Source organism: Algoriphagus locisalis (assembly GCF_900116615.1).
GTDB classification, from domain to species: Bacteria; Bacteroidota; Bacteroidia; order Cytophagales; family Cyclobacteriaceae; genus Algoriphagus; species Algoriphagus locisalis.
The window spans coordinates 54,283-80,109 of record NZ_FPBF01000006.1; the positions used below are offsets into that span (position 1 = coordinate 54,283).

The 25,827-nt window shown below is 39.6% G+C and carries 25 protein-coding genes and 2 tRNA genes; 12 read left to right on the top strand and 15 right to left on the bottom strand.

Annotated elements, in window-relative coordinates:
• Positions 1 to 24: 24 nt before the first annotated feature.
• The 4 genes from BM386_RS16265 to dapF form a co-directional block, all read right to left on the bottom strand.
• Positions 25 to 1,215, bottom strand: coding sequence for a M20 metallopeptidase family protein (locus tag BM386_RS16265; protein ID WP_091696237.1), 1,191 nt, complete (start codon positions 1,213 to 1,215; stop codon positions 25 to 27).
• On the bottom strand, positions 1,196 to 1,741 hold the full coding sequence (locus tag BM386_RS16270; RefSeq protein WP_091696239.1) for a hypothetical protein: 546 nt from the start codon (positions 1,739 to 1,741) through the stop codon (positions 1,196 to 1,198). The genes BM386_RS16265 and BM386_RS16270 overlap by 20 nt, the downstream gene beginning before the upstream one ends.
• A 6-nt stretch (positions 1,742 to 1,747) precedes the next feature.
• A complete protein-coding gene (secA, locus tag BM386_RS16275) occupies positions 1,748 to 5,128 on the bottom strand; it encodes a preprotein translocase subunit SecA (protein WP_091696240.1) in 3,381 nt (1,126 codons plus the stop codon).
• 100 nt (positions 5,129 to 5,228) lie between these two features.
• Positions 5,229 to 6,002, bottom strand: a complete 774-nt coding sequence (gene dapF / locus BM386_RS16280; protein WP_091696242.1) for a diaminopimelate epimerase — start codon at positions 6,000 to 6,002, stop codon at positions 5,229 to 5,231.
• Between the two features lie 232 nt (positions 6,003 to 6,234).
• Between dapF and BM386_RS16290 the strand changes: the two genes are divergently transcribed.
• Positions 6,235 to 6,702 carry a pyrophosphohydrolase domain-containing protein gene (locus BM386_RS16290; protein ID WP_091696245.1) on the top strand — a complete coding sequence of 156 codons (468 nt, stop codon included), beginning with the start codon at positions 6,235 to 6,237 and terminating at the stop codon, positions 6,700 to 6,702.
• On the opposite strand, the gene BM386_RS16295 is transcribed toward BM386_RS16290, so the two are convergent.
• The 5 genes from BM386_RS16295 to mutS form a co-directional block, all read right to left on the bottom strand.
• On the bottom strand, positions 6,697 to 7,563 hold the full coding sequence (locus BM386_RS16295; protein WP_091696247.1) for a mechanosensitive ion channel family protein: 867 nt from the start codon (positions 7,561 to 7,563) through the stop codon (positions 6,697 to 6,699). The genes BM386_RS16290 and BM386_RS16295 overlap by 6 nt on opposite strands.
• A 290-nt stretch (positions 7,564 to 7,853) precedes the next feature.
• Positions 7,854 to 7,937, bottom strand: a tRNA-Leu gene (locus BM386_RS16300).
• Positions 7,938 to 8,042: 105 nt separating this feature from the next.
• Positions 8,043 to 8,115, bottom strand: a tRNA-Gly gene (locus BM386_RS16305).
• 139 nt (positions 8,116 to 8,254) lie between these two features.
• Positions 8,255 to 9,052, bottom strand: a complete 798-nt coding sequence (locus tag BM386_RS16310) for a LuxR C-terminal-related transcriptional regulator (protein ID WP_091696249.1) — start codon at positions 9,050 to 9,052, stop codon at positions 8,255 to 8,257.
• 50 nt (positions 9,053 to 9,102) lie between these two features.
• The gene (gene mutS, locus BM386_RS16315) at positions 9,103 to 11,709 is read right to left on the bottom strand and encodes a DNA mismatch repair protein MutS (protein ID WP_091696251.1); all 2,607 of its coding nucleotides are present in this window, start codon (positions 11,707 to 11,709) and stop codon (positions 9,103 to 9,105) included.
• 91 nt (positions 11,710 to 11,800) lie between these two features.
• On the opposite strand from mutS, the gene BM386_RS16320 reads away from it, so the two are divergent.
• Positions 11,801 to 12,334, top strand: coding sequence for an RNA methyltransferase (locus BM386_RS16320; protein ID WP_091696252.1), 534 nt, complete (start codon positions 11,801 to 11,803; stop codon positions 12,332 to 12,334).
• Here BM386_RS16320 and BM386_RS16325 read toward each other — a convergent pair.
• The 6 genes from BM386_RS16325 to BM386_RS16350 form a co-directional block, all read right to left on the bottom strand.
• Positions 12,331 to 12,744, bottom strand: coding sequence for a hypothetical protein (locus BM386_RS16325; RefSeq protein ID WP_091696254.1), 414 nt, complete (start codon positions 12,742 to 12,744; stop codon positions 12,331 to 12,333). The two genes, BM386_RS16320 and BM386_RS16325, sit on opposite strands and share 4 nt — an antisense overlap.
• Positions 12,745 to 12,771: 27 nt before the next feature.
• Positions 12,772 to 13,245, bottom strand: a complete 474-nt coding sequence (locus BM386_RS16330) for a PaaI family thioesterase (RefSeq protein ID WP_091696255.1) — start codon at positions 13,243 to 13,245, stop codon at positions 12,772 to 12,774.
• Positions 13,232 to 13,825 (bottom strand): hypothetical protein, encoded by a 594-nt coding sequence (locus tag BM386_RS16335; RefSeq protein ID WP_091696257.1) that lies wholly within the window; start codon positions 13,823 to 13,825, stop codon positions 13,232 to 13,234. The genes BM386_RS16330 and BM386_RS16335 overlap by 14 nt, the downstream gene beginning before the upstream one ends.
• An 80-nt stretch (positions 13,826 to 13,905) precedes the next feature.
• A complete protein-coding gene (locus BM386_RS16340) occupies positions 13,906 to 14,664 on the bottom strand; it encodes an SDR family NAD(P)-dependent oxidoreductase (RefSeq protein ID WP_091696258.1) in 759 nt (252 codons plus the stop codon).
• A gap of 63 nt (positions 14,665 to 14,727) precedes the next feature.
• The gene (locus tag BM386_RS16345) at positions 14,728 to 15,261 is read right to left on the bottom strand and encodes a YfiT family bacillithiol transferase (protein WP_091696260.1); all 534 of its coding nucleotides are present in this window, start codon (positions 15,259 to 15,261) and stop codon (positions 14,728 to 14,730) included.
• Positions 15,262 to 15,265: 4 nt separating this feature from the next.
• On the bottom strand, positions 15,266 to 15,958 hold the full coding sequence (locus BM386_RS16350) for a ComF family protein (RefSeq protein ID WP_091696262.1): 693 nt from the start codon (positions 15,956 to 15,958) through the stop codon (positions 15,266 to 15,268).
• A gap of 81 nt (positions 15,959 to 16,039) precedes the next feature.
• Between BM386_RS16350 and BM386_RS16355 the strand changes: the two genes are divergently transcribed.
• The 10 genes from BM386_RS16355 (at position 16,040) to BM386_RS16400 (ending at position 25,817) form a co-directional block, all read left to right on the top strand.
• Complete coding sequence (locus BM386_RS16355; protein ID WP_091696263.1) at positions 16,040 to 16,381, top strand: carboxymuconolactone decarboxylase family protein; 342 nt, start codon at positions 16,040 to 16,042, stop codon at positions 16,379 to 16,381.
• 6 nt (positions 16,382 to 16,387) lie between these two features.
• Positions 16,388 to 16,750 carry a hypothetical protein gene (locus BM386_RS16360; protein ID WP_091696264.1) on the top strand — a complete coding sequence of 121 codons (363 nt, stop codon included), beginning with the start codon at positions 16,388 to 16,390 and terminating at the stop codon, positions 16,748 to 16,750.
• 3 nt (positions 16,751 to 16,753) lie between these two features.
• Entirely contained in the window at positions 16,754 to 17,515 is a 762-nt protein-coding gene (locus BM386_RS16365) for an exodeoxyribonuclease III (RefSeq protein ID WP_091696266.1), read from the top strand.
• Between the two features lie 28 nt (positions 17,516 to 17,543).
• Positions 17,544 to 17,945, top strand: a complete 402-nt coding sequence (locus BM386_RS16370) for an ATP-binding protein (RefSeq protein WP_091696268.1) — start codon at positions 17,544 to 17,546, stop codon at positions 17,943 to 17,945.
• Positions 17,946 to 17,948: 3 nt separating this feature from the next.
• Positions 17,949 to 18,374, top strand: coding sequence for an rRNA maturation RNase YbeY (gene ybeY / locus BM386_RS16375; RefSeq protein ID WP_091696269.1), 426 nt, complete (start codon positions 17,949 to 17,951; stop codon positions 18,372 to 18,374).
• 80 nt (positions 18,375 to 18,454) lie between these two features.
• The gene (mnmG, locus tag BM386_RS16380) at positions 18,455 to 20,320 is read left to right on the top strand and encodes a tRNA uridine-5-carboxymethylaminomethyl(34) synthesis enzyme MnmG (protein ID WP_091696271.1); all 1,866 of its coding nucleotides are present in this window, start codon (positions 18,455 to 18,457) and stop codon (positions 20,318 to 20,320) included.
• Positions 20,310 to 21,221, top strand: a complete 912-nt coding sequence (locus tag BM386_RS16385; RefSeq protein ID WP_244545551.1) for a class I SAM-dependent methyltransferase — start codon at positions 20,310 to 20,312, stop codon at positions 21,219 to 21,221. Before mnmG ends, BM386_RS16385 begins: the two co-directional genes overlap by 11 nt.
• Positions 21,218 to 22,891, top strand: coding sequence for an Ig-like domain-containing domain (locus BM386_RS16390; protein WP_091696274.1), 1,674 nt, complete (start codon positions 21,218 to 21,220; stop codon positions 22,889 to 22,891). Before BM386_RS16385 ends, BM386_RS16390 begins: the two co-directional genes overlap by 4 nt.
• Before the next feature lie 461 nt (positions 22,892 to 23,352).
• A complete protein-coding gene (locus BM386_RS16395) occupies positions 23,353 to 25,101 on the top strand; it encodes an AMP-dependent synthetase/ligase (protein ID WP_091696275.1) in 1,749 nt (582 codons plus the stop codon).
• Between the two features lie 245 nt (positions 25,102 to 25,346).
• On the top strand, positions 25,347 to 25,817 hold the full coding sequence (locus BM386_RS16400; protein WP_091696277.1) for a MarR family winged helix-turn-helix transcriptional regulator: 471 nt from the start codon (positions 25,347 to 25,349) through the stop codon (positions 25,815 to 25,817).
• The last annotated feature ends 10 nt before the right edge of the window (positions 25,818 to 25,827 follow it).

Genomic DNA, 25,827 nt, shown 5'->3' on the forward strand with positions numbered 1-25,827 from the left:
AGCAATGCGAAAGTTATGCTAAGATTATGCTTTCTCAAGCTCAGACACAGCTAGGAAAGCCATCAATCCTGCGCCTATTTCCAGTGCATCTTCGTCGATATCAAAAGTAGGCGTGTGGACACCTGAGGTAATTCCTTTGGACTCATTTCTAGTTCCCAATCTATAGAAACAACCTTCTACTTCCTGTGAATAGAAAGCAAAATCTTCTGCAGCCATCCAAATATCCAAATCAAGTACATTTTCTTCACCGAGATAAGCGATTGCTGCCTGATGAGAACGATAGGTCAATTCAGGATCATTATTCAAAAATGGATATCCTTTTTTGATTTCAAAGTCAACTTCTCCACCCATCCCTTCTACTATGCCATGCGCAATTGATAGCATTTTCTCATGTGCTTTTGCTCGCCATTCCTCGTCGAGTGTACGGAAAGTACCTTGAATCTTCACTTCATTAGGAATAACATTCGTAGCGCCCAAAGCCTCCACTCTACCAAAAGAAAGTACGGAAGGAATCTTTGGACTAGCTGCTCTACTCACCACTTGCTGCAAGGCAACAATCATGTGAGAAGCTATCAATACTGGATCGATCAAAGTCTCAGGCATTGCGGCATGTCCACCTTTACCTTTGACTGTCACATAGATTTCATCTGCACTGGCCATGTAGATTCCAGGTCGGAAACCAACTTTGCCTACTTCGATAAAAGGCATCACATGCTGGCCAATAATTCCATTTGGACGTGGATTCTCAAGTACTTTATCAGCGATCATCAAGGAAGCCCCACCTGGAGCCACTTCTTCTCCGGGTTGAAAAATCAATTTGATTGTACCTTCGAAATCGTCTTTTACTTCGTTGAGGATTTTGGCAGCTCCAAGTAAAGAAGCGGTGTGCGCATCATGTCCACAGGCATGCATGACACCCGGGTTTTGAGATTTGTAGGAAACTTCATTGGCCTCTATGATGGGCAAAGCATCCATATCTGCTCGAAGAGCAACTACCCGCTTACTTGGGTTTTTACCTTCGATCAAAGCTACCCATCCCGTATTTGCTTTAGATTCTATGGTGCTGATACCTATTTTCTGGAGTTTCTCTTTTACAAATTTTGCCGTGTTAAATTCCTGGTAAGAGAGCTCTGGATTGGCATGAAGATGACGACGATTTGCAATTACTTCTTCTTTGTAGGCCTTAGCCAGAGATTTAATTTTGTCCTTCAGCATCTTCTTGATTGAGTTCATTTAGCGTTTTGAATTCTTCCCGCTGGAAACGGTCCTGAATTATCCTCGCTGTGGGGAATTCTGTTTTTACTTCTGCGAAGCTTTTCTGAGCTTCTATCTTATGTGTGAATTTTCCAACTTTCACCAAATATCTCGGTTGCTCATATTGCATTTGCGGAGTCAGGTCAGGAAAGTTCAAAGCTAAATCATCACGGGTTTTGAAGGCTTTATCTCGATCAATTCCAGAATAGACCAAAACAGAATATCCACTAAAGTACGGCTCCGATTTATTCTTACTGATTAGGCTTTCCTGCACTTGGTCCAACTGTTCGTCAATTGCCTCGGCAGATTCTGAAGATTCCAAAGAAGACTTGGCAGTCATCTGTGCACGATAATCTGGATAAACAGGAAGGGATGAATTCAGGTCTTCCTGATAGTTTGCATAGTTAGATGCTGAATCAGATGTTTTGCTTGAAGTCTTACAAGCAGCCAAAATCAAAACCAGTCCTACAATCCAGAATTTCTTCATGTTTTCTTAATTATCGATGATTACGCATTTGCCATCCTGCACATCCTGTTCCACACTTTTATACTTCACGTCAGATTTTGTAGTTCCGTTCGTGTATTGGACAGAAACTTTATCATTTCTTCCATAGACTTTCTCAGATTTTCTCGGAGCCACAACCTGTGGAGCTGTTCTTCCGGCATTGGAAGCCGCGACTGCTGCACGGTTTGCACCAGGGTTTAATGTGCTTCCAGCGTCTTCCTTGGATGCTCTTACTTCAGCTTCTGCTGTTCTTTGAGGCGCAGCAGCATGTACCTGATTAGGATCTTGCTTTGGCAAATCTGCTCTAGTCAAGAAAGTAGTCATGTCTTCATTCAGCTTGCCAATAAATCGTTTGAACATCTCAAATGCCTCAAACTTATAAATCAATAGTGGATCTTTTTGCTCATAAACGGCATTTTGTACCGACTGCTTCAGATCATCCATATCTCGAAGGTGCTCCTTCCAGTTTTGATCAATGATGGCAAGAGATACATTTTTCTCTATTGCTCTCACCAATTCTCTCCCTTCAGAGTTAACCGTTGCTTCAAGATTTGCAACTACACCTATTTGCTTTATTCCATCGGAAATAGGAACCATGATGTCTTTCACAGTAGCTCCTCTTTCCTCCTGAACTCGCTTGAAAATTGGAAGAGCAGTACTCATCATTGTTTCGCTTTTCTTCTGATAAGCCTCAAATGATGCTGTATAAAGCTCTTGAGTAAGTTGTCCTGCGTCCTTGGTCTTTAGGTCATTTTCAGTGACAGTATAATCTATACCTAAGGTAGTGAACACATTCATTCTAAAATCCTCCGGATTTGCAGTCGATTTGCCCATATCCACTAAGCCTTCACAGACATCGTAGAGTACGTTTAGTATATCTAGCTCAAGTCTTTCTCCCTTCAGTGCGTTTCTTCTTCTCTTATAAACCACTTCACGCTGTGAATTCATCACATCATCGTACTCAAGAAGTCTCTTTCTGGTACCAAAGTTATTTTCTTCCACCTTACGTTGCGCACGCTCGATAGATTTAGAAATCATGCTGTGCTGGATCACTTCTCCCTCTTCAAGGCCCATTCTATCCATCAACTTCGCGATACGATCTGAACCGAACAGACGCATCAAGCTATCCTCAAGCGACACAAAGAACTGGGAAGAACCCACATCTCCCTGACGTCCAGATCTACCTCGAAGCTGTCTATCGACACGACGAGACTCGTGACGCTCAGTACCGATAATTGCCAAGCCACCAGCTTTTTTAGCTTCCGGAGATAGCTTAATATCTGTACCACGACCAGCCATGTTGGTTGCAATAGTTACTGTGCCAGCTTGACCTGCAATGGCTACCACGTCTGCTTCTCTAGCGTGTTGCTTTGCATTCAATACTTGGTGAGGAATTTTCTTCAGCGTCAGCATTCTACTAAGTACTTCTGAAATCTCAACTGAAGTGGTACCCACCAAAACTGGTCTTCCTGCTGCTACTAGTTCATTGATTTCGTCTCCAACTGCGTTGAATTTCTCACGGACGGTTTTGTAAACTTTATCCTCACGGTCAGCTCTGATAATCGGCTTGTTAGTTGGAATTACTACCACGTCCAGTTTGTAGATTTCCCAGAATTCCCCAGCTTCCGTTTCGGCTGTACCAGTCATACCAGCAAGCTTGTGATACATTCTGAAATAGTTCTGAAGGGTAATTGTAGCGTAAGTCTGCGTAGCATCTTCCACCTTCACATTTTCCTTCGCCTCAATCGCCTGGTGCAATCCATCTGAATATCGACGACCTTCCATCACACGGCCAGTCTGCTCATCTACAATCTTCACTTTGCCATCCACCAAAATATATTCAGTGTCCTTCTCAAACATACAATATGCTTTGAGCAACTGATTCACCGTGTGAATACGCTGGGCTTTTACGCTGTAATCTTTGATTGCTTCCTCTTTGCGAACAAGCTTTTCAGTGTCCGAAAGGCCCTCTTCTTTCTCCAAATCAGCAATAACGATTCCGATATCCGGAAGAATAAAAAACTCAACGTTTTCATTTTTGGTAGTCATCGTCTCGATCCCACGATCAGTCAAATCGACTACGTTTGTTTTTTCATCTATAGTAAACAAAAGCGGCTCATCTGCCTCTGGCATCTGACGCTTGTTGTCTTGTAGGTAGTAATTTTCAGTTTTTTGAAGAATAACGCGTATCCCTGGCTCCGAAAGATACTTGATCAATGGCTTATACTTAGGCATGCCTCGATACGCACGAAATAACGCTAATCCACCTTCTTTATCGTTGCCATCAGCCAGCATTTTCTTGGCAGAGGTTAAGAAACCCTGAACCAGTTTACGCTGCTCGTCCACAAGGGTAGCCACTCTTGGCTTCATGTCATCAAACTCATGCACATCTCCCTTTGGAACAGGTCCAGAGATTATCAATGGCGTTCTGGCATCATCAATCAACACGGAATCGACCTCATCAATCATAGCAAAGTGGTGCTTGCCCTGAACCAAGTCACCCGCATCACGAGCCATGTTGTCTCTCAAGTAATCGAAGCCAAATTCGTTGTTCGTTCCGTAAACGATATCCGATCTATAGGCTTTCTTACGACCAGCTGAGTTAGGAGTATATTTATCAATACAATCCACTGTCAATCCGTGGAATTCAAAAAGTGGCGCATTCCATTCGGAGTCACGCTTAGCAAGGTAATCATTCACCGTCACGATGTGGACACCTCGACCGGCAAGTGCATTTAGGTAAGCCGGTAGCGTAGAAACCAGTGTTTTACCTTCACCAGTTGCCATCTCGGCAATTTTACCCTTGTGTAGCACCATACCACCGATGAGCTGTACATCGTAGTGAACCATGTCCCAGACGACTTCAGTACCAGCAGCCATCCATCTATTGTGCCAGATGGCCTCATCTCCTTGGATCTCCACATTCTGCTTGGATGCAGATAGCTCACGATCACGGTCAGAAGCTTTCACCACTAGCTTTCCGTTTTCTTTGAAGCGTCTGGCTGTTTCTTTCACTACGGCGAAAGCCTTAGGCAAAACGTTGTTTAGAACAACTTCAAGCGCTTCGTTTCGGTCTTTTTCGATCTGATCTATTTGATTGAAAAGCTGATCTTTTTCGTGAATTGCCTTTACTGGTAGCTCATCGACTTTAGATCTGATGCTAACTATCTTATCGTCGAACTCTTTAAGATGGGCGTTGATCTCAGCCTTAATTTCCTCAGTTTTGGCCCTCAGCTCATCATCTGAGAGGCTCTTAAATCCAGAAAAAACATCATTGATCTGCTTTACGATCGGGAGTAATTCTTTGATATCTCTATCGGACTTGGTTCCAAATACTTTTGCAAGTCCTTTTGCTATAATATCTAACATGCTAGCTTATTGTAAATCTCTATTAGGGCCTCAAAATTAAGCCCTTTTTGTTATAATTGATAATAAAACCAGTTCATCGGAGAAGAACTCCATTGGCTGGCTACACATTTATTGTTCCGGCAAAAACCTGTTGTGCAGGGCCTATTAACCACACTTCGTTGAATGCTCCGTTTTCTGAAGCTCTAAATTTCACAGAAAGTTGACCACCTAGGGTTTTTATTTTGATCGTTGCGACTGACTGATCTTTACCAAAGGCAATCGCAGCAGCTGTAACTCCCGTTCCGCAGGAAAGTGTCTCATCTTCCACACCTCTTTCATAGGTACGGACAAAGATTTCGTCTTCGCTTATTTTCTCTACGAAATTCACATTAGTGCCATTTGGTGCATATGCTTGGTCATAGCGCACTTTTTTCCCTTCTGCAAAAATGGGATAATTCTGAACATCTTCCACAAAGCGAATGTGATGTGGCGAGCCGGTATTGACAAAGGAATCATTCCCTTTTTCTTCTATTCCTGCTACATCACCCATCAGCAGTTGAACCAATCCATCCTTAAGAATTGCCTCATGCGGGCCGTCAATTGCCAGGAAGCTGGTCTTTTCCTCCAAAATTCCCAGAAAAGCTGAGAATGCTACGGCACAGCGAGCGCCATTTCCACACATGCTCTGACTTCCGTCGGCATTGAAATAGATCATTTCAAAGTCATAGTCTGCATGATTTCGGATCAAAATCAACCCGTCAGATCCTACACCAAACTTTCTGTCGCATAGCTTAGAAACCAGTTTCAGATCGGAATCATCAAACTTCTGTGCACGATCATCGATCATGACGAAGTCATTGCCAGTTCCTTGATATTTGTAAAATGATATTTCCATGGAAAATAGTTGTGTTCTATGGGACAAAAACCCATCCAAGCCAAAGTGTAAGCACAAACTTAAACATCTTGTCACAAAAACAGACTTATTGTCTGATTCTCAATTTCAAAATAGACAGAAATTGGTTCGCCTTTCTAGCTCGCTCCAATTCAGCAGGTTAGAAATCATGGAAGAAAAGACCGGAAATCCGGGTCTTTTTTAGTTATTTCAGGCTTTCAATTATTACAAAATTATGCAAGATCCTAAGTCACTTACCTCCGTAGCTTTATTTCACGAAACTTTCAAACACCCAGTTTTGCCATCTCCAACTATCCCTGAGAAAGTAAGATGCGATCTACGTGTTTCGCTTCTGGCGGAAGAGCTGAAAGAATTGGAAGAGGCTATCGCAAATAATGATTTGGTCGAAGTGGCTGATGCGCTTTGTGATTTACAATACGTACTTTCTGGAGCGATCCTGGAGTTTGGATTGGGAGAAAAATTCAAAACTCTTTTCGACGAAGTCCAGCGCTCCAACATGAGCAAAGCCTGCAAAACTGAAGATGAAGCCAAAGCAACTGTGGCACATTACAATGCAAAAGGCACCGAATGTTTCTATGAAAAAGAAGGCGATTTGTACTTGGTCTTTAGAGAAGGCGATAGAAAAACTTTGAAATCCGTAGCTTATTCTCCGGCAGATTTAGCAGGAATCATCAACTCATAAAGAATCCGGGGTAGAGGTCAAAAAACCTTTCCCCTGATAATTTTTCAACTCCAAAATTCGGGCCGGCATATTAAAGTCGGCCTTTTCTAATGCAGTCAATACTGCTAAAATCGCAGAACTTTTCACTACAGCATCTGAGATTGTTCTCTCAAAAGTATTCACCCAGAAAGTCACCTGAATATTCAAGGTACTTTCTGCCAGTTCTACTACCCACACTTCTGGAGCTTTATTCTCTCCTAAAACTCCCGAAACTCGAATAATTGTGGTTTTTATCAAATCAACTGCTTTTTCATAATCCGAACCATAATCCAATCCAACAATAAAGTCATAGCGTAAGTAACCATCTATGGTGTAGTTGATCAATGGATTTTTCAAAATCATCCCATTGGGAATAAACACGTCTTTGCCATCACCTGTTTTGACCTGAGTATCGCGTAGGTTTAGTGCGATAACCTGACCACTCATACCTGAAATATCTACAATATCACCCACCCGAAAAGGCCTTTTGAAAGCCAGAATTATTCCTGCGAGGAAATTTTCTCCGATATCTTTCAGCGCAAAACCAATGATGAATGCTGAAATCCCAGCACCTGCCAACATTCCTGAGATCACAGCAGTCAAGCCTATAATCCGAAAGACCACTAGCAAACCGATCAAAATCACAATTGACCCAAAGATTCCAGCAAGGAAATTCGCCAACAGATCATCGTCCATTCGCTTGATTAGCCTTCTACTTAGAAGTGTTCTTGATTTTCTGGCTAGAAATAGAAATATCAGAAAAGTAGCCAAGGCTATACCCGCTAATATCAGCCAATGCTTAACGGTAGCCCAGTCTGTGGACAAAAATTCTAATTCATTCATAGCTCTCAAAATACGAAAAATGGCTGGTGTAGCTTAAATTATTGGAATTCATTTCTTCCTGAATTAAGAAGTATTGAAATTCTTAAACATGAATATACGGAATGATGCCAGTAGCCATATTTTCCTTGGTTTATTGGCTAGAAGACCGATGACGGATGACCGAAGTAGCCTCAATGCTAATGTTGACCAAATCCTATTATGCTTTTGTCTCTTTACTGGCAGAAAAGCGGATAAACATATTCTTAAATGATTAAAAACACAAAAAGCCCCACATTTCTGTGAGGCTTATGTACCAGGAGCGGGAATCGAACCCGCACGGCCTTACGGCCACAAGATTTTAAGTCTTGCGTGTCTACCTATTCCACCATCCCGGCTTAATCTATATTCGAAATATAGATTTTGTCCTTCCTGCATTCGATTGGTAGTAACCAACCATGAATGCCGTGAAACAAGAAAGCCCTTGAATCAAGGGCTTTTTGAGCGGGAGACGAGATTCGAACTCGCGACCCCGACCTTGGCAAGGTCGTGCTCTACCAGCTGAGCTACTCTCGCGTTTTGGTAACTGGATCGTGTTCCAGTTGAATTGTGGATGCAAAGGTACGAGTCAGAAATAAATTCGCAAGCATTCATCCGTTATTTTTTTTACTCAACTACCATTTACCTCAGCTTATCGTTGATTGTCAGACCAGTATCAAAAGGTAGAATTTGATAAAATTTTCACCATTTCACCGAGATTTCGTGCATTTAGTTTCTTCAGGATATTCTTTCGGTGTGTCCCCACAGTATTAACCGAAATATTTAAATGCATTGCAATATCCTTAGACTCTTTTCCTTCTAGAATTAAGCTTACTATTTGTTTTTCTTTTTTTGTAAGAGAAACAATTCTGCTATTCGGAGAATTTTTGCTGACAAAAACTCTGGTGCCATCATCTTTTTGGTAAGAATAATTCCAATCATAACCCGAAGTTTTAGGCTGTATGTGCAATTGAAGAATGATATGAAGGTCCATAGCAAAATTTCCTGCCGAATCTATCAGGTAAGGTCGGACTTTCCCGAGCATCCAACTGACTTTGTTGGTAGTCCGATGAACCCATCGGGTAGTGTATGAAAATTCAAACGTGTGCTTTTCCTTCAAGGTGAGCTGATGGAATTTCTCAAAAACAATTTTTTGGAAGCGAAAAAGCTCCTTCCTGTCTTCCGGATGAATCATGGCAAAGGAAGTTTCCATGCCTTTGTCATGGAACATGGAGGCCGGGTATCCGGTCAATTCCTCCACTTTCCCCGTAAAAAAAGCCAAACTTAAATTTCTATAATCAAAGCAAGCTATAGTCAGCCCTTCCTGCATCCCAATGCTTTCGCTCATTCGTTCCAGCTCATCCATCTTCCTTTTTTCATCCGGATGGTCTTGAAATTCCTGCTCCTTCCACTCCTGAAAAAACTGAGTGTATTTATTCTGTTTACGTAGTTCTTTCAGTAATATCTTATCCATAAAAAAATCTATTTAGCCTAAAATTAATTTAACTCACGCAAAAGAAAAGTTTATGTTTCAATTTTCTTTTTGATCTCATGCAATTTCAAAAGTGCCTCTATTGGCGAAATAGCATTGATATCAATCCCTTCTATCAAGTCTTTTGCAGCTTGGAATTTAGGATCCAATTCGAACATACTGAGCTGATAGTTGTTCTTTGGAATGGATTTAATATTTTCTTTTTGCTCTGCTACCGCCTTATCTTTTTCCAAATGAGACATGATCTCGGCAGCTCTCAAAACAATTGGATTTGGCATTCCTGCCATTTGAGCCACATGAATACCAAAGCTGTGCTCACTTCCTCCTGCTTTTAGCTTTCTCATGAAAATCACCTTATTTCCAACCTCTTTCACAGAAACATTAAAATTCTTGATTTTTGGGAAATCTGAGGCCAACTGATTCAGTTCATGATAGTGCGTTGCAAAAAGAGTTTTTGCCCGGAAAGTAGGGTGATTATGCAAATACTCGACAATAGACCAAGCGATAGAAATCCCATCGTAAGTGGAAGTTCCCCGCCCAATCTCATCCATCAAGACCAAGCTTCTATCTGACAGATTATTTAGGATACTTGCCGTCTCGGTCATTTCCACCATAAAGGTTGATTCCCCTTTGGAAAGGTTATCAGAAGCACCAACTCTAGTGAAGACCTTATCAATTATACCTATTCTAGCAAAGGATGCAGGCACAAAGCTTCCCATTTGAGCCATCAGCACAGTCAAAGCCGTTTGACGGAGCAGCGCGGACTTACCAGCCATATTGGGTCCAGTAATAATCATAATCTGCTGGGAATCATGATCCAGATAAATATCATTTGGAACATAATCTTCACCGGGAGGCAACTGCTTTTCTATCACCGGATGGCGACCGTCTTTGATTTCCAGCGTTTCTGTGTCCGATATTTTCGGTCTCGCATAGCCGTTGGAAAGAGCAACCTGAGCAAAAGAGAGCAACACATCCAACGTGCCGAGAACTCTGGCATTCTGCTGGATTTGAGTTACAAACTGAGCCGTTTCCTGCACAAGCGCCAGAAAAAATCGTTGCTCAATAGCAATCATTTTATCCTCAGCATTCAAGATTTTGTCCTCGTAGTCTTTCAGTTCAGGAGTAATATATCGCTCCGCATTTACCAAGGTTTGCTTACGGATCCACTCTACAGGAACTTTGTCTTTATGTGAATTACTCACTTCAAGATAGTATCCAAATACTTTATTAAATGCGATTTTGAGTGAAGTAATACCTGTTTTCTGAACTTCACGCTGCTGGATCTGCACCAAGAAATCCTTCCCGGTATTCGCTAAACCACGATATTCATCCAATTCTGTATCTACTCCATCATTGATAATCCCTCCCTGATGGGTCAGCATTGGCGCATCTTCTTTCAGCTCTTTGTTGATTTTTTCTCTAAGAAACTCACAAGGGTGTAACTGATCAGAAAGTCGCTGCAGTGTAGGATTCTTCTGGTTTTTAAGAAGTTCTTTGATCGGCAGTATGCTGACTAAGGCGCGTTTGATTTGATTTATCTCGCGGGGATTTGCACGACCTACTACGACTTTGGAGATCAATCGCTCCAAATCACCAATATGCTTCAATGGATCCACCATTTCGGATATCAGTGATTCATTTTGGTAGAAGAAATCCACCACATTCAATCGCTCGTCAATGGCTGATTTCTCCTTCAATGGAAGAACCATCCACTTTTTCATCATCCTGGATCCCATCGGCGTTACCGTCTGATCCAGGATATTGATCAAAGGAACTCCACCCTCGTGCTGCGGAAAAACTAGCTCTAGGTTTCGGATAGTGAACTTATCCAGCCACACATATTTCTCCTCAGCAATTCTGGAAATGGACGAAATATGCTGAATTTCTTTGTGCTCCGTTTCTTCCAAATAATACAAAATAGCACCCGCAGCGATAATTCCGGATTCGATTTCCTCGATTCCAAAACCTTTCAGATTGGCAGTACCAAAATGCGTTTTGAGCTTTTCGTAGGTGAAGTCATATTGGTAAACCCAATCTTCGCAGTGAAACGTGATAAAATCATTTTTCAACATATCTGCAGCTGGTTTTTTAGCTGCTTTGGAGAAAATGATTTCTGCTGGTGCAAAGCTCTGAATCAGCTTTTCCAAATAGGAAGAAGTCCCTTCTGCACACATAAATTCCCCTGTGGAAAGGTCTAGAAACGCGATTCCATGCTTATCCTTTCCAAAAGAAATAGACGCCAAATAGTTGTTTTTCTTGGTATCAAGGACTTGGTCGTTGAAAGAAAGGCCAGGTGTGACGAGTTCAGTTACCCCACGTTTTACGATGCCTTTGACAGACTTTGGATCTTCCAACTGATCGCAGATTGCCACACGATTTCCCGCACGTACCAATTTTGGCAAATAGGTATCCAAAGAATGATGTGGAAAACCCGCCAGCTCAATATGAGAAGCAGAACCATTAGCCCGCTTAGTGAGCACGATATCCAAGATTTTGCTTGCACGAACTGCATCCTCCCCAAAGGTCTCGTAAAAATCCCCCACCCTGAAAAGCAACAAGGCACCTGGATGCTTGGCTTTTATGGCATTGTACTGCTTCATTAAGGGCGTTTCTTTTCCGTCTTTTGACTTACTCATGGGGGTATGCTTACTTTTATACTAATTTTGGGAGAGATATTCGTGGGAATATGCCCGAAAATAAGCCATTCATAAAGCAGAACAAAAGAGGATGAAAAAATTAAGCATGGAAGAGCTCGAAAGAGTGTCAGTAGAGGAGTTTAAAAAAATGGATAAATCTCCAATCGTGCTGGTGTTGGACAATGTTCGAAGTCTTAATAACGTAGGTTCTGCTTTCCGTACTGGTGATGCTTTTGGAGTGGAGAAAATCTACCTCTGCGGAATTACGGGCACTCCTCCTCATCGGGATATTCAGAAAACAGCCTTGGGAGCAACCGAGTCTGTAGAATGGGAATATTGTCTGAATACCATGATAGCCATGGATAAATTGAAAGCTGAAGACTACCAGATTTGTGCTTTGGAACAAGTGGAGCGATCTGTGTTGCTGAATAAATTCACTCCTGAAAAAGGTGAAAAATATGCCCTCGTGTTTGGAAATGAGGTTTTTGGAGTAGAAGAAGAAGTGCTCAATGCCTGTGATGCAGTGTTGGAAATACCACAATTGGGCACCAAGCACTCCTTGAATATTTCTGTGTCGCTGGGAATAGCGGTTTGGGATCTGATGGTTAAAATGAATCAGTTTTAATTTTTGGCAAATCGGTATCGAATACCAAAGGAACCTCTGAATACCTGATCATCACCAAAGCCAAAAATTGGAGCTCCTTCCATATGAAAACCAAAGTCCTTTTGCTCAAAAGGATAAATATTTAATCCAACTGGAATTACTATTCCATCAATAAAACCTACTCTTAACCCTGCACCTCCATAAAATTCAAATCGGTCGGTTTTTTTAAAAATATAGTTTGCAGCAAGTTCTGCTGTCAGATTCTCCAAATTAGTATCAGTTCCTACGCGGAACTCTGGGATAAATCTCTCTCCAAACTGATAATTCACACCTATAAAAGGCAAATTGCTCTGATGAAAACTAATGGTGGTTTGTGAAAAAGAAGTCATAGAAAATAGACCGAAAAGAGCAATTAAAATAAGTTTTTTCATTTGTTTGAAATTAAGTTATGCAAAAGATTAAAACCCAAGTTCACTTAGCTTAATATGAGTTTTAATCATGTTAGAACTAGCTTTAGCCACGAGCTTACCTGAGTCTTTAGTGATTACGGCATCCCAATGATTTAGGTTTGCACCGGAGCGAACTAATTTTGCAGAAACTTCCAATTTCTCCCCAATCTGGGCTGAGGATAAGAAATCAACATTCAAATTGATGCTTGTCATCAAAAATTCAGACCCCGTAGCAAAGTTCGCCATTCCGATCACATCATCCATCATCAGTGAAGCTACACCACCGTGAAGTATTTTAGCAGGGTTGCACATTGCTGGAGAGACTGTATAAGATACTTTGATAAAGCCTTTTTCAATTTCCAGAAGAGTTCCACCAAGCCAGTTTCCAGCCATAGAAGGCATTTTATCAAGTTTTTTCCCTATCAACTCCTTGAATTGGGCTAACTGCTGGTTCTGGTTTTCCATAGAATTATTCTCGTTCATTTATCAATCTAAAATAGTCCTCCAAAGTCGTTTTTAAGGCTTCTTTTTCTTTCGGTTCAGCCCATATGCTTATCCAAGTCGAATCAGTTTTGATCTCAAAGTTAGCATCTTTGGCTATCCAAGGTTCCAGTTTTCTTACATAGGAGAGAAGCTCCATGTTGTTACCATTTTCTAATAGAAATTCCTGCTGATTTTCACCTAATGTAGCCCGGATTTCAAGTGGCCAGTCCAACCTAACCGGCTCCAGGTAGAGGTAAGCCTCATCTTTTGGGTTATTAAGGATAAGCACCAAATTCAAAGTGGGCTCATTTTCTTCAGCGGCCCTACTGCTATGTCGAAAAAGAATCATACCCGCGTCCGATCGCGACTCTCTATCGTATTTAATAGCTTTGACATTCAAAAAATACAAACGACTGGAAGAGGTCATTCGAAATGTGAGGTCCTCTCCAGAATTATTTGCACGCTTTGTATTGAAGAAAGAAAGCAGCAAAACCAAGCCTATGGAGATCAACCCAAAGATTTTCAGAATCTTGACCAGTTCTGGAGATAAAATTTCGTTGGTTTTTTGCCTTTGCGGCATTGGTATTTCGCTTTTAAACCTATTTTCTAAAATTTCGACTCCTTAAATTGTTTCCTGTATATCCATGATGAATACTGGGTTCAATGCACATACGAACCTGCATTGATATCGATGCTAGCGCCAGTAGCATGATCTGCCAATCCAGAGCAGAGTAAGGTAACCATTGGCGCAATATCCTCAGGTTTGGTTAGCTCTGGCAATGCAATGTCATTGAGTGCGAATTCTTCTCCATATTCAGAGAGGATTTCATCTGCCATATCTGTACGAGTGAAGCCTGGTGCGATCAAAAAGGCTTTAATTCCCTGCTTACCATAATGTCTGGCGATTGATCTTGTCAAACTTACAATAGCGCCTTTTGAGGCCGCATAAGCTATATAATCGGTGGTATCTCCTCTAAAAGCAGCTCGGGAGGAAATATTCACAATTCGACCATTTTGCTGTTTCAATGCATGCTCAACAAACTCCTGGCACAGAATTCCTAGTGCTGTAGTATTCACTTGAAGGGTTTCTTGCCAGATTTTCACCCATTCATTTGTAGGAAGATGATCCTGAGCTGACTTTGCTATCCCTGCATTGTTTACCAATCCAGAAATAGGCCCATACTTTTCAACCAGTTTGGGAATAAAGCCGATAACTTGATTTACGTCTGAAAGATCGCAAGACTCAATAAAAGCTGGATTTGTCAATTCATTTTTGAGCTTTTCAGCTTCCCCAGAATTACTGTTAAAATGAATGATCACTTCAGCTCCGGAGTCTGATAATTGCTTTGCGATAGCTCGTCCAATACCACGGGAAGCCCCAGTTACGAGAATTCGTTGATTTTTTAAGGAAATGTTCATGAATTGAAAATACTGGCTAAAATCAATAATTCCGAAGTAGGAGTTATAGGAAGTTGATAATAATTACAACTTTTCACGAATCATCAAATTCTGAATATGTGCCAAGTGATGCTGGGAATGCCACTGATACATCAAAGTCACTTCAGAGAGTGACACAGAGGCTTGTGACTGTGGGTGGAAATACTTCTTTTCGAAATCTAATGGTTTCATATTTTCAAGAATCACAGCCCACTTATAGTGTATCCCCTTAATCAAGCTGAGAGATGTCTCAGCTGGCAATGAATAATCAGACATTTTTGCCCACGCCGCCTCATCATAAGGCTTAATGGTAGGATTGTCCTCTGTCAAAGCCAATTTAAAGCGTGTCAAAGCATTCATATGAGAATCAGCCACATGATGGACAACTTGCTTTACAGTCCAGCCTCCAGGCCGGTATGGAGTGTTTAACTGAATATCAGATAAGTCTTTCACAGTTTCTTCCAAATACTCCGGAAATGAACGCAAATAGGCTGTTGCCTCTTTAAGATTTTGTTCAGAAATCGTATCTGGCGTTAAAAATTTGCCAATCGGGTACTTCAATAATTCTATATCAATCATATTTTTATCCTCCAGCTGCGATAGTAACCAAATCTACATTTTTTGCTCCGTTCGCCAAAAGCACATTTGCACAGGCGCATAGTGTAGCTCCTGTAGTCATTACATCATCCACCAGAAGAACGGATTTGTTAGCAACTAAAGCATAGGGAGCAATTTGAAATACATCATCCATGTTATCCATCCGCTGCAATCGAGACTTTTGAGTTTGTGTTTCTGTAAACTTCACTCTAGTCAATCCATTTATCAACTTCACAGAGAGCTCCTCAGTAAGCCCAAGTCCAAACTCCTCACTTTGATTGTACCCTCTACGACTTTGTTTCAGCGGGTGCAAAGGAACAGGGATTATTACATCCCATTGATTTGAAAACCCATTTTCACAAAGAATTTTACCATACAAACTGCCTAATTCTCTCGCCAGCTGAGGCTTATTTCTATATTTTAACTGATGTAAAAGCTTCTGACTATTTCCTCCTTTTGTAAACTTCAAATAGGCCATCACCATTCCAACATTGCTCAAACCCATTACTTTATCACACAAATCATTGTCAGCAGCGCGCAAATGGTAACTAGTTACCGGTAATGTGCCCTTGCAAACACTGCAAAGGTTATTTTCATGATCAAAGAGTGAACTTCCACAAAGCAGACAATTGCGTGGAAATACTAAATCCAAAAAATCTTTTACGAAAAATAAACGCATTGTGAAAAAGGCTTGTTCCTATCTGCCAAGGGCAAATAGTGGTATATTTGCTACTTAATTCTTTCCTAAACAGTTAAGTTAATGAATCTCATAGAAGAATTCAACGAATACCGCAGCCAGATGAACGAGAAGATTTTGGCAGAAGACAACAAAGTAATCAAGCGTATATTTAATCTTGATACTAATGCTTACGCAGAAGGGTCAGTAGATATAAAGTCAAAAGAAATGATTGGGCTAGCTTGTTCTATGGTATTGAGATGTGATGACTGTGTCAAATACCACTTGGGAAAGTGCCATGAAGTTGGCATAACAAAAGAACAAATATTTGAAGTATTCTCCATCGCTACTTTGATAGGAGGGACGATTGTAATTCCTCATCTTAGAAGAGCAGCAGAATATTGGGAAACACTTGAAAATCAATAACTTACAATGTTCAAGCGCGATCTAGCATTAGAAAAACGTTGGTCCAAATTATTAGAAGGCCTCAAAGAAACCATAGGAAAAAAACCTGCGGACTTAAATGGCGTACTCTTTCTTATTGGTGTTCAAGAACTTGGACAAGGCAATAGGATATTCAGCAAAGAGCAGAAGCAAGACCTGATGCACATTGCTGTTTGTAAAGTGTTGAGCTATGATGGTTTTTATGAACTTGACTATGTAGATCAAGATGGATGGCCTCATTGGAAATTAATTAAGGAGCTTCCTCATTTTGATTTATTAGATCAGGAGAAGCTTTTAAAGATTCAGGTGTTAGAATATTTTGAAAAAGAGTACGAAATAGTAATTGAATAGATCGTGAAAATAGTATCATATAACGTGAATGGCATTCGTGCCGCAATGAATAAAGGTTTTATAGATTGGTTAAAACTAGTAAACCCAGATGTAATTGGTTTACAGGAAGTTAAGGCTAATTTAGACCAAATAGATGCGAGTATTTTTCACGATTTAGGATATGAAATTTATTGGTATCCAGCTTTCAAAAAGGGATATAGCGGAGTGGCAGTTTTGACCAAAATAAAGCCAAAATCTGTTAAGATGGGAATGGATATTTCTAAGTATGACGAGGAAGGAAGGTTACTTCAAGTTGATTTTGATGACTTCTCATTTCTTACTGCATACTTTCCATCAGGAACAACTGGGGATATCAGACAAACATTCAAATATGAGTTTCTTGACGACATATATGGATACATGCAGGATTTAAGAAAGACAAATCCAAATTTGATTTTAAGTGGAGATTATAATATTTGTCATAAGGCTATAGACATACATAATCCTAAATCTAATAAGAACACCTCCGGCTTCTTACCAGAAGAGAGAGCTTGGATGGATAAATTCACAAAATCAGGGTTTGTAGATAGCTTCAGAAAATTCAATGATCAACCACACAATTACACTTGGTGGAGCTACAGAGCAAACTCGAGAGCAAAGAATCTTGGATGGAGAATTGATTACCACATGGCAACAGAACCAATGGAGGATCGTCTAAAGAGCGCTTCCATATTAGCTGATGCTACCCATTCAGATCATTGTCCAATACTAATCGAAGTAGAATAATAGATATTAATCATTGAATACAATTATGATGAAAAGCATAAAAATTTCTATTCCTTCTCTTATAGAGAATATAAAAATAATTGAAAGTTTCATCGACAACGCGCGAGAAAACTTTGAGATCAATGATGATATCTATGGCAATATTATGATATCTGTAACTGAATGTATCAGCAATGCAATTATTCATGGAAATCAAGGTGATAAAAACAAGCTTGTCCATTTAGAATTAGCATTGGATGAGGAGCAACTTTTATTTACCATTCAAGACGAAGGAGAAGGCTTTGACTATAATGAGTTAAAGGATCCTACAGCTCCAGAAAACATAGAAAAAACAGGTGGAAGAGGTATTTTCCTTATAAAGCATCTTTCTGATGATGTAAAATTTGAGGAAAATGGCACAAAGACAGTTTTATCATTTTATATGAATTAAACTATGGCTATTAATTTCTTTGAAGAAGAAGTGTCATTTTCGCTTAAAGAGAAGAGAAAAAGAAAAACTTGGCTAAAAAATATTGCAGAAGCAGAAAACCATAAAATTTCAGAGCTCAATTATATTTTCTGCTCAGACGAGTATCTACTAAATATCAATGTAGAATATTTAGATCACGATACTTATACAGACATTATCACTTTTGATAATTCGGAAGAAGAAAACATTATTGAAGGAGATATATTCATAAGTATAGATCGTGTAAAAGAAAACTCCAAAACTCTTAAAATTGAAGAAGAAAAAGAACTAAGCAGAGTAATAAGTCATGGTCTTTTCCACTTACTGGGATACAAGGACAAGTCTAAAGAGGAGGCAAATCTGATGAGAAAAAAAGAAGAATTTGCCATTGATTTATTCGAGAAGATTTAAACGTTCCACGTGAAACAGTTTTTCCCGTGGTGGAAAAAACAACAGGCGTTTCACGTGAAACAGTAAACAAATAGAATACAATGTTTCCAATATATGATGTCATAGTAGTAGGGGCAGGGCACGCTGGATGCGAGGCAGCACATGCTGCTGCGCAAATGGGTTCCAAGGTTCTACTATGCACGATGAATATGAATACAATTGCGCAAATGTCGTGTAATCCAGCTATGGGCGGTGTGGCAAAAGGGCAAATTGTACGAGAAATAGACGCATTAGGCGGAATGTCGGGTATTATATCAGACAAATCTATGATTCAGTTTAGAATGCTAAACAGATCAAAAGGACCGGCTATGTGGTCTCCACGATCTCAGAATGATCGTATGAAGTTCGCGGAAGAATGGAGGCTAGCGCTAGAACAAACACCAAATGTGGATTTCTGGCAAGAAATGATCACTGGGCTCATTGTTAAAAACGGAGAACTAAAAGGCGTTAGAACTAGCATAGGATTAGAAATACAAGCAAAAAGTGTCGTGTTAACCAATGGGACATTCCTAAATGGGTTGATTCATATTGGGGAGAAACAGTTTGGTGGTGGAAGAACTGGAGAAGCAGCGGCTAGGGGAATTACTGAACAATTGGTAGAATTAGGCTTCGAATCAGGAAGAATGAAGACAGGAACACCTCCTAGAGTAGATGGCAGAAGTCTAGACTATTCTAAAATGGAAGTTCAACATGGTGACGAAAATCCGGAAAAGTTCAGTTATTCTGATTCTACAACCACTTTAAAAGAACAGAGAACTTGCTGGATTACATATACCAATAAAGATGTTCATTCTAGCTTAGAAGAAGGGTTCGATAGATCTCCAATGTTCAATGGAAGGATTCAAGGTTTAGGCCCTAGGTATTGCCCATCGATAGAAGACAAGATCAATCGATTTGCTGAGAGAGACAGACATCAAATTTTCGTAGAACCAGAAGGATGGAATACTGTAGAAATGTACATCAATGGCTTTTCTACATCACTTCCAGAGGATGTACAATTTAAAGCACTAAGAAAAATCGCTGGATTTGAGAACGCAAAAATGTTCCGACCAGGATATGCAATAGAATACGATTTCTTTCCACCAACTCAATTAAAACTCACCCTTGAGACACAATTGATAGAAAACCTGTATTTTGCTGGACAAATAAATGGCACCACAGGATACGAAGAAGCAGCATCACAAGGATTAGTAGCAGGAATTAATGCAAGTCTAAAGGTAAAAGAGAAAGACCCTTTCTTACTAAGAAGGTCTGATGCATATATCGGTGTACTTATAGATGATTTGATCAATAAGGGTACAGAAGAACCATATAGAATGTTTACGTCTAGAGCTGAGTTCAGACTATTACTGCGACAAGATAACGCCGATCTACGATTGACACAGAAAGGACATGATATAGGATTGGCATCTGATGAGCGTCTAGCCAAAATGAATCAGAAGAAGGAAGAAACTGCCAAACTGATCAATGATCTAAAACAAAAGAAATTCACACCAGAAAGCATCAATTCAGGATTAGCAGCATCTGGTACAGCTGAGATAAGTGAAAAAATTTCCGCTGAGAAACTTTTGAAAAGACCACAAATCGGCCTTCAAAATCTAAAGACTTTCAATCTAGAAATTGAAGCATATCTTTCTAAGTACCGAACTGAAGTGTTGGAACAAGCAGAGATCCAAATCAAATATGATAGCTATATCGAGAAGGAACAACAAATGGTAGATAAGTTAAGCGGAATGGAGAACTTTAAAATCCCTTTGAAATTTGACTACACCGGCATACCTGCACTATCCTCCGAAGGAAAACAAAAACTGAATAAAATAAGACCTGAAACCATGGGGCAAGCATCAAGAATATCCGGTGTGACACCTGCAGACTTATCTATAATTACCGTTTATCTTGGAAGATAGAATGCTAGAAAGACTTACTAAATGTCCACTTTGTAAGAGTGGACATTTTCTTAATTCTGAAGAAATCAAAGATTATGCTGTAAGCCAAGAGTCTTTCATCATTTGTAATTGTAAGAAATGTGGACTGAAGTTTACAAACCCCAGACCCACACCAGAAGCAATCGCCCCTTACTACGATTTCCCAGAATATTTCTCCCACGAGGATAAAGCAAAAAATATAACCCAATTTGTATATCAAAAAGTCAGAAACTACGCTGTTGCTCAAAAATTAAAACATCTAAATAGTCTCAAGCCTTCAAAAGGTAAATATCTAGATTATGGATGTGGAACTGGGGAACTACTGACAAAGGCTAAAGAAAACGGATGGAAGGTAAAAGGCATAGAGCCTAATGAAAAAGCAAGAGAACTTGCTAATTCAAAACTTGAGGGAAGAGTACATGAAACCATAGATGAAATACAGAAAGAAGGATCATTTGATATAATTACGCTATACCATGTACTAGAGCATGTTCATTTACTCAGAAAAACAGTAAAAAAACTCTTAAAACTCTTAAAATCAGATGGTTATATCCTAATTGCAGTGCCAAACCCAGAAAGTCATGATGCAATTAAATACAAGCAGCATTGGGCAGGATGGGACGTTCCTCGACACTTATATCATTTTAACCATAAAGCAATAGAGGCCTTCACAGACCTTTTTGACCTACAGCTCGTTTCAGAAATACCAATGCCTTTCGATAGTTACTATGTTTCTCTTTTATCAGAAGGATATAGAAATCCAAAGCAATCAATCCTAAGTAGATATTGGAAGGCAATTGTCTCAGGCAAAAACTCAAATAAGGCAGCAAGTAAGACTGTAGGAAATTATTCAAGTAACTTATTCGTTTTCAAAAAGAAGTGAAACTAAATAACCTGATCATCCTTTTATTTGTAAGCTTGCTGGCATTTTCCTGTGCAAAACAAAGCACACCAATGGGAGGCCCTCAAGATGAAGATCCTCCTGTAGTATTGGAAATGACTCCCAAAGATCAAAGCCTCAATACGAAGCCAGAAGAGATTACACTAGTTTTTGACGAATACATCAAATTAGATAATGCTAACAAAAACATCCTTATCACTCCAAGAATAAACAAGGATGAGGTAATTTTCACAGCACTCAAAAACACACTTGTAATTGAATTGAACCAAGAATTGGAAGATAGTACTACCTATGTTTTCAACTTCCAAAAATCTATCACAGACCTCTCAGAAGGAAATCCAGCTGAAAACCTGAAACTCGTTTTTTCTACAGGCGAAAGCATAGATAGCCTGAATGTATCAGGGTCTGTAAACACATATTTCCCTGGCAGAAATGACAAATTGGAAGATGCAATAGTTGGCTTATATCCACTCGTTGACACCACTAATGTATTTATTGCACCTCCTTATTACCTAAGTCAAGTTGATAGTTCAGGCAATTTTAATATTTCTAACATCAAGGCAGGCAAATACCTTGCTTATGCCTGGCAAGATGACAACAATAGCCTTAAAGCAGAGTACAAATCTGAAGCATTTGATTTTATCAGGGATACTATCACTATTGACCAAAACATAGACGGAATACAGTTTAATCTATCCAAAGGCGATCAAAACCCAATCAGACTACTCAGATCATCTACCCTCGGGTCGAACTATACAATAGTTTTGAATAAAACACCTATTGAAGTGACCTTAGAAAATGAGGAAATGGGCAAGGAAATATTTTATACATTAGGTGACAAAAGGATAAATCTTTTCTCTAAACAAGTGTTCTCAGACAGCTTGGCATTCAACGTAAGTTTGAAGGACTCAGTAGGCTATCAAATTGACTCGCTCATCTGGACAAAATTTGAAGAATCAGACAGAAACCCGGAGAAATTAACCACTACTGCAAACTCTGGTAAGAGTTTTTACCGAAATCTTCCTATAGAATTGACCTTTAATAAACCTATTAGGGACATCAACTACGATTCATTATACTTATCCTACGATACAGCTTCCATGATTGCGATTTCGCCTGATATGCTGAGATTTAAGGATTCACTGAGAAGGGATATCTTGGAAATAAACCTTTTGGTACCAGATTCCATACCTTTTGAAACATTTTCCTTAAAAGCTGCTGATTCCACTTTCCTGGATATTGAGGGGCAGTATAATGAAGTCGCCTTATCGGCAAATTATAAGAAGCTGAAAACAGAAACACTTGCAGATGCTATATCAGGAAAAATAGAAGGTTCAGAAGGGCCATTTATTATTCAACTGCTAGACAGTAAAGGAGAACTCAAAAGGGAATCTTATTTGGATCAAGGCAATCAGTTTTCATTTACATTAATAGAATCAGGAAACTATCAGATCCGTATCATAGAGGATTCAAATGGAAACCGTCGCTGGGATCCAGCTAATTTCGAAGAAAGAAGATATGCAGAACGAACCTTTGATTTTATCGATCCAGAAACTGGCACTAAGAATATTACTATAAGAGGAGGCTGGAAAGTTGAGGATATCGTGATCACTGCTCAACCAAAAACAGGTTTAAGAACCAACCCAAATTAAAGTGGATAAGTATCAAATCACTTGTGGATAAGAGTGGGTAAGTGAAGGATAACTGAGCAGTTATACACTCAATAGTAAAGCACTTTTCTCTTGAGTCGCATTTTTGGGGAAAAGCCAACACTTATCCACTATAACAAATCATACTATCCACAGTGATTTTCCTAACAGTTAATTACACGACACAATCCACATAAAATAGGTAAAATCTTTACTTCCATCATTTACAAAGACTTGCATGTGGATAATAGGTAGATAAGTAGTGGGAAAGTCAATAGTTACTAGATCATAATCGTGGAGAAGAATAAATCATCCTCTTTTCCACAAATCCACACTCCTAATAACCTTAGTAAAGAATTTTTTTAAAAATCTATTTTACAACTACTATAAAAAGAGAGCGTGGATAACTCTTTGTAATGGCCTCACATTTTGGTAATATTATAACATACCCAAAATGAACTACTATGAAGCCATCAAGACTTTTTGATTTGATTCCTTATCAAATTGCGACCTACGATAAAGAGATTGCACTCTCTAAAAAGGAAAATGGGGAATGGAAACATTTTTCATCCAGAAATCTCAAGGAGATAGTAGATAATCTTAGTCTGGCTTTTTTAAAGGTTGGATTGAAAAAAGGCGAAAAAGTTGCGATAATCTCCGAAAACTGCTCAGAATGGAATTTCATTGATTTTGCGCTGCAGCAAATTGGAGCGATTTCAGTTCCTGTATATCCTACGATTACTTCATCAGATTTTGAATACATCTTTGATCATGCAGAGGTCAAAATGATTTTTGTAGGAGATCAAGTCATTTTCGATAAAGCGAAAGAAGTCTGCGGTGACCGTAAAATCTATAGTTTCGCACAGCTAGATGGTGCTATTTTCTGGGAGGATTTTTTAGCCATTGGAGTCAATGAAAGCATTGCAGATTTGGAGCTTTTAAAAGAGCAGGTTCAACCAGATGACCTGTTTACCATAATATATACATCTGGGACTACAGGCAGGCCAAAAGGCGTTATGCTATCACATACCAATGTACTTTCCAATGTAATCTCTATCGCCGCCATTATGACGCCTCAAAAGGGTTCTTCCAGGGTGTTGAGCTTTCTTCCATTATGTCACATCTATGAGCGTACAGGGTCATTTTGTTTTATGTATCTGGGTTTTTCGATCTATTATGCCGAAAGCATGGAAACGATCGGTGAAAACATGAAGGAAATCAAGCCTCATGCTTTCAATACCGTTCCACGTCTTTTGGAGAAAGTCTATGATAAAATAGTTGCTAAAGGTTATGAGCTCTCAGGAATCAAAAAAAGCCTGTTTTTCTGGGCATTGAATCTGGGATTGGATTATGATCCAGGAAATAAATTGGGTGCTTGGTATGATTTTCAATTGAAAATAGCCAATAAATTAATTTTCAGTAAATGGAGAGAAGCGCTAGGCGGAGAAGTGCTGCAGATCAACTCAGGGGCGTCTGCTTTGCAGCCAAGATTGGCGAGAGTCTTTTGGGCTGCTGGGATCAAAGTCTGCGAAGGGTATGGGCTGACTGAAACTTCGCCGGTTGTCTCAGCTTCGGTATGTACAGCTGAAGAGATGAGAATCGGATGGGTGGGTAAGCTAGTGAAAGATGTACAAGTCAAAATCGCTGAAGATGGCGAAATACTGGTTCATGGGCCAAATGTGATGCTAGGATACTACAAACAACCTGAAATGACGGCAGAGGTACTTCAAAACGGCTGGTTCCACACAGGAGACATTGGGGAGCTCGACGGGGAATTCCTGAAAATCACGGATCGCAAGAAAGAAATGTTCAAAACTTCAGGGGGTAAATACATTGCGCCCCAGCTTATGGAGAATAAATTCAAAGAATCTACCCTGATAGATCAATTGATGGTAGTTGGGGAAAATAAGAATTACCCAAGCGCACTCATAGTTCCAAGCTTTGATGGGTTAAAAGAGTATTGCAAGCATAAAGGAATTCCTTACACAACTGATGCTGATATGATCGAAAAGGCAGAGATCATAGAAAAATATGATCGTGAAGTTGAGCAGCTAAACAAGTATTTCGGGAAATGGGAGCAAATCAAGCGATTTAAGCTGTTGCATGATCCTTGGGGAATAGAATCTGGGGAACTAACACCTACCATGAAGCTCAAGCGAAAAGTGATCATGCAGAAATACGGTAAAGAAATAGAACAGATTTACCAGGAATGAAGAACTTGACCTGATAGCTTTACTATTTTTTAACATTAGTACATCATTTTACTAAATGAGACTTTTTTTCTTATTTATTCTGTTTTACCCTTCTAAATCTAGAATTACCTATTAAAGTATTGCTCAATACGAGTTATTAGGAAAATAATTTGTGATGCATGCATAACTTTTTTCAAATATAGTATGCATGCATACATTATTTTTTGTAGATTAGATTTCCTCAATAATTGAAGAATTCTGTAGAGATGAAGAGAGAAGAAACAGTCGATTATCATATAAAAAGTGCCTGGCATGCGATATCCAGAATGTATAATCAGGAAGCTGCAGAAGAGGGATTTACCACGGCGATAGGATTTGTGCTGATCAACATCAATTCGAAAGATGGAACACCGGCTACTAAAATCGCCCCAAAACTTGGTCTGGAGACAAGAAGTCTAACCAGAATGTTAAAGACAATGGAGGAAAAGGGGTTGATTTTCAAAAAGCCAGACCTAGTAGATAAGCGGTCCGTGAGAATATACCTTACAGAGGAAGGAAAAAGAAAGAAGGAAATCTCCGTGAACACAATTCGGGAATTTAACGAACAAGTGAGAGAAGTCGTAAGTGAAGATGAGCTGCATGCTTTTTTCAACGTATTTGAGAAAATCCAATTGGTGATTGATCAGGTACAGACTACCAAAGGAGTAGATATCAACAAACCAATATTTGAACTTTAAACCAAATAAC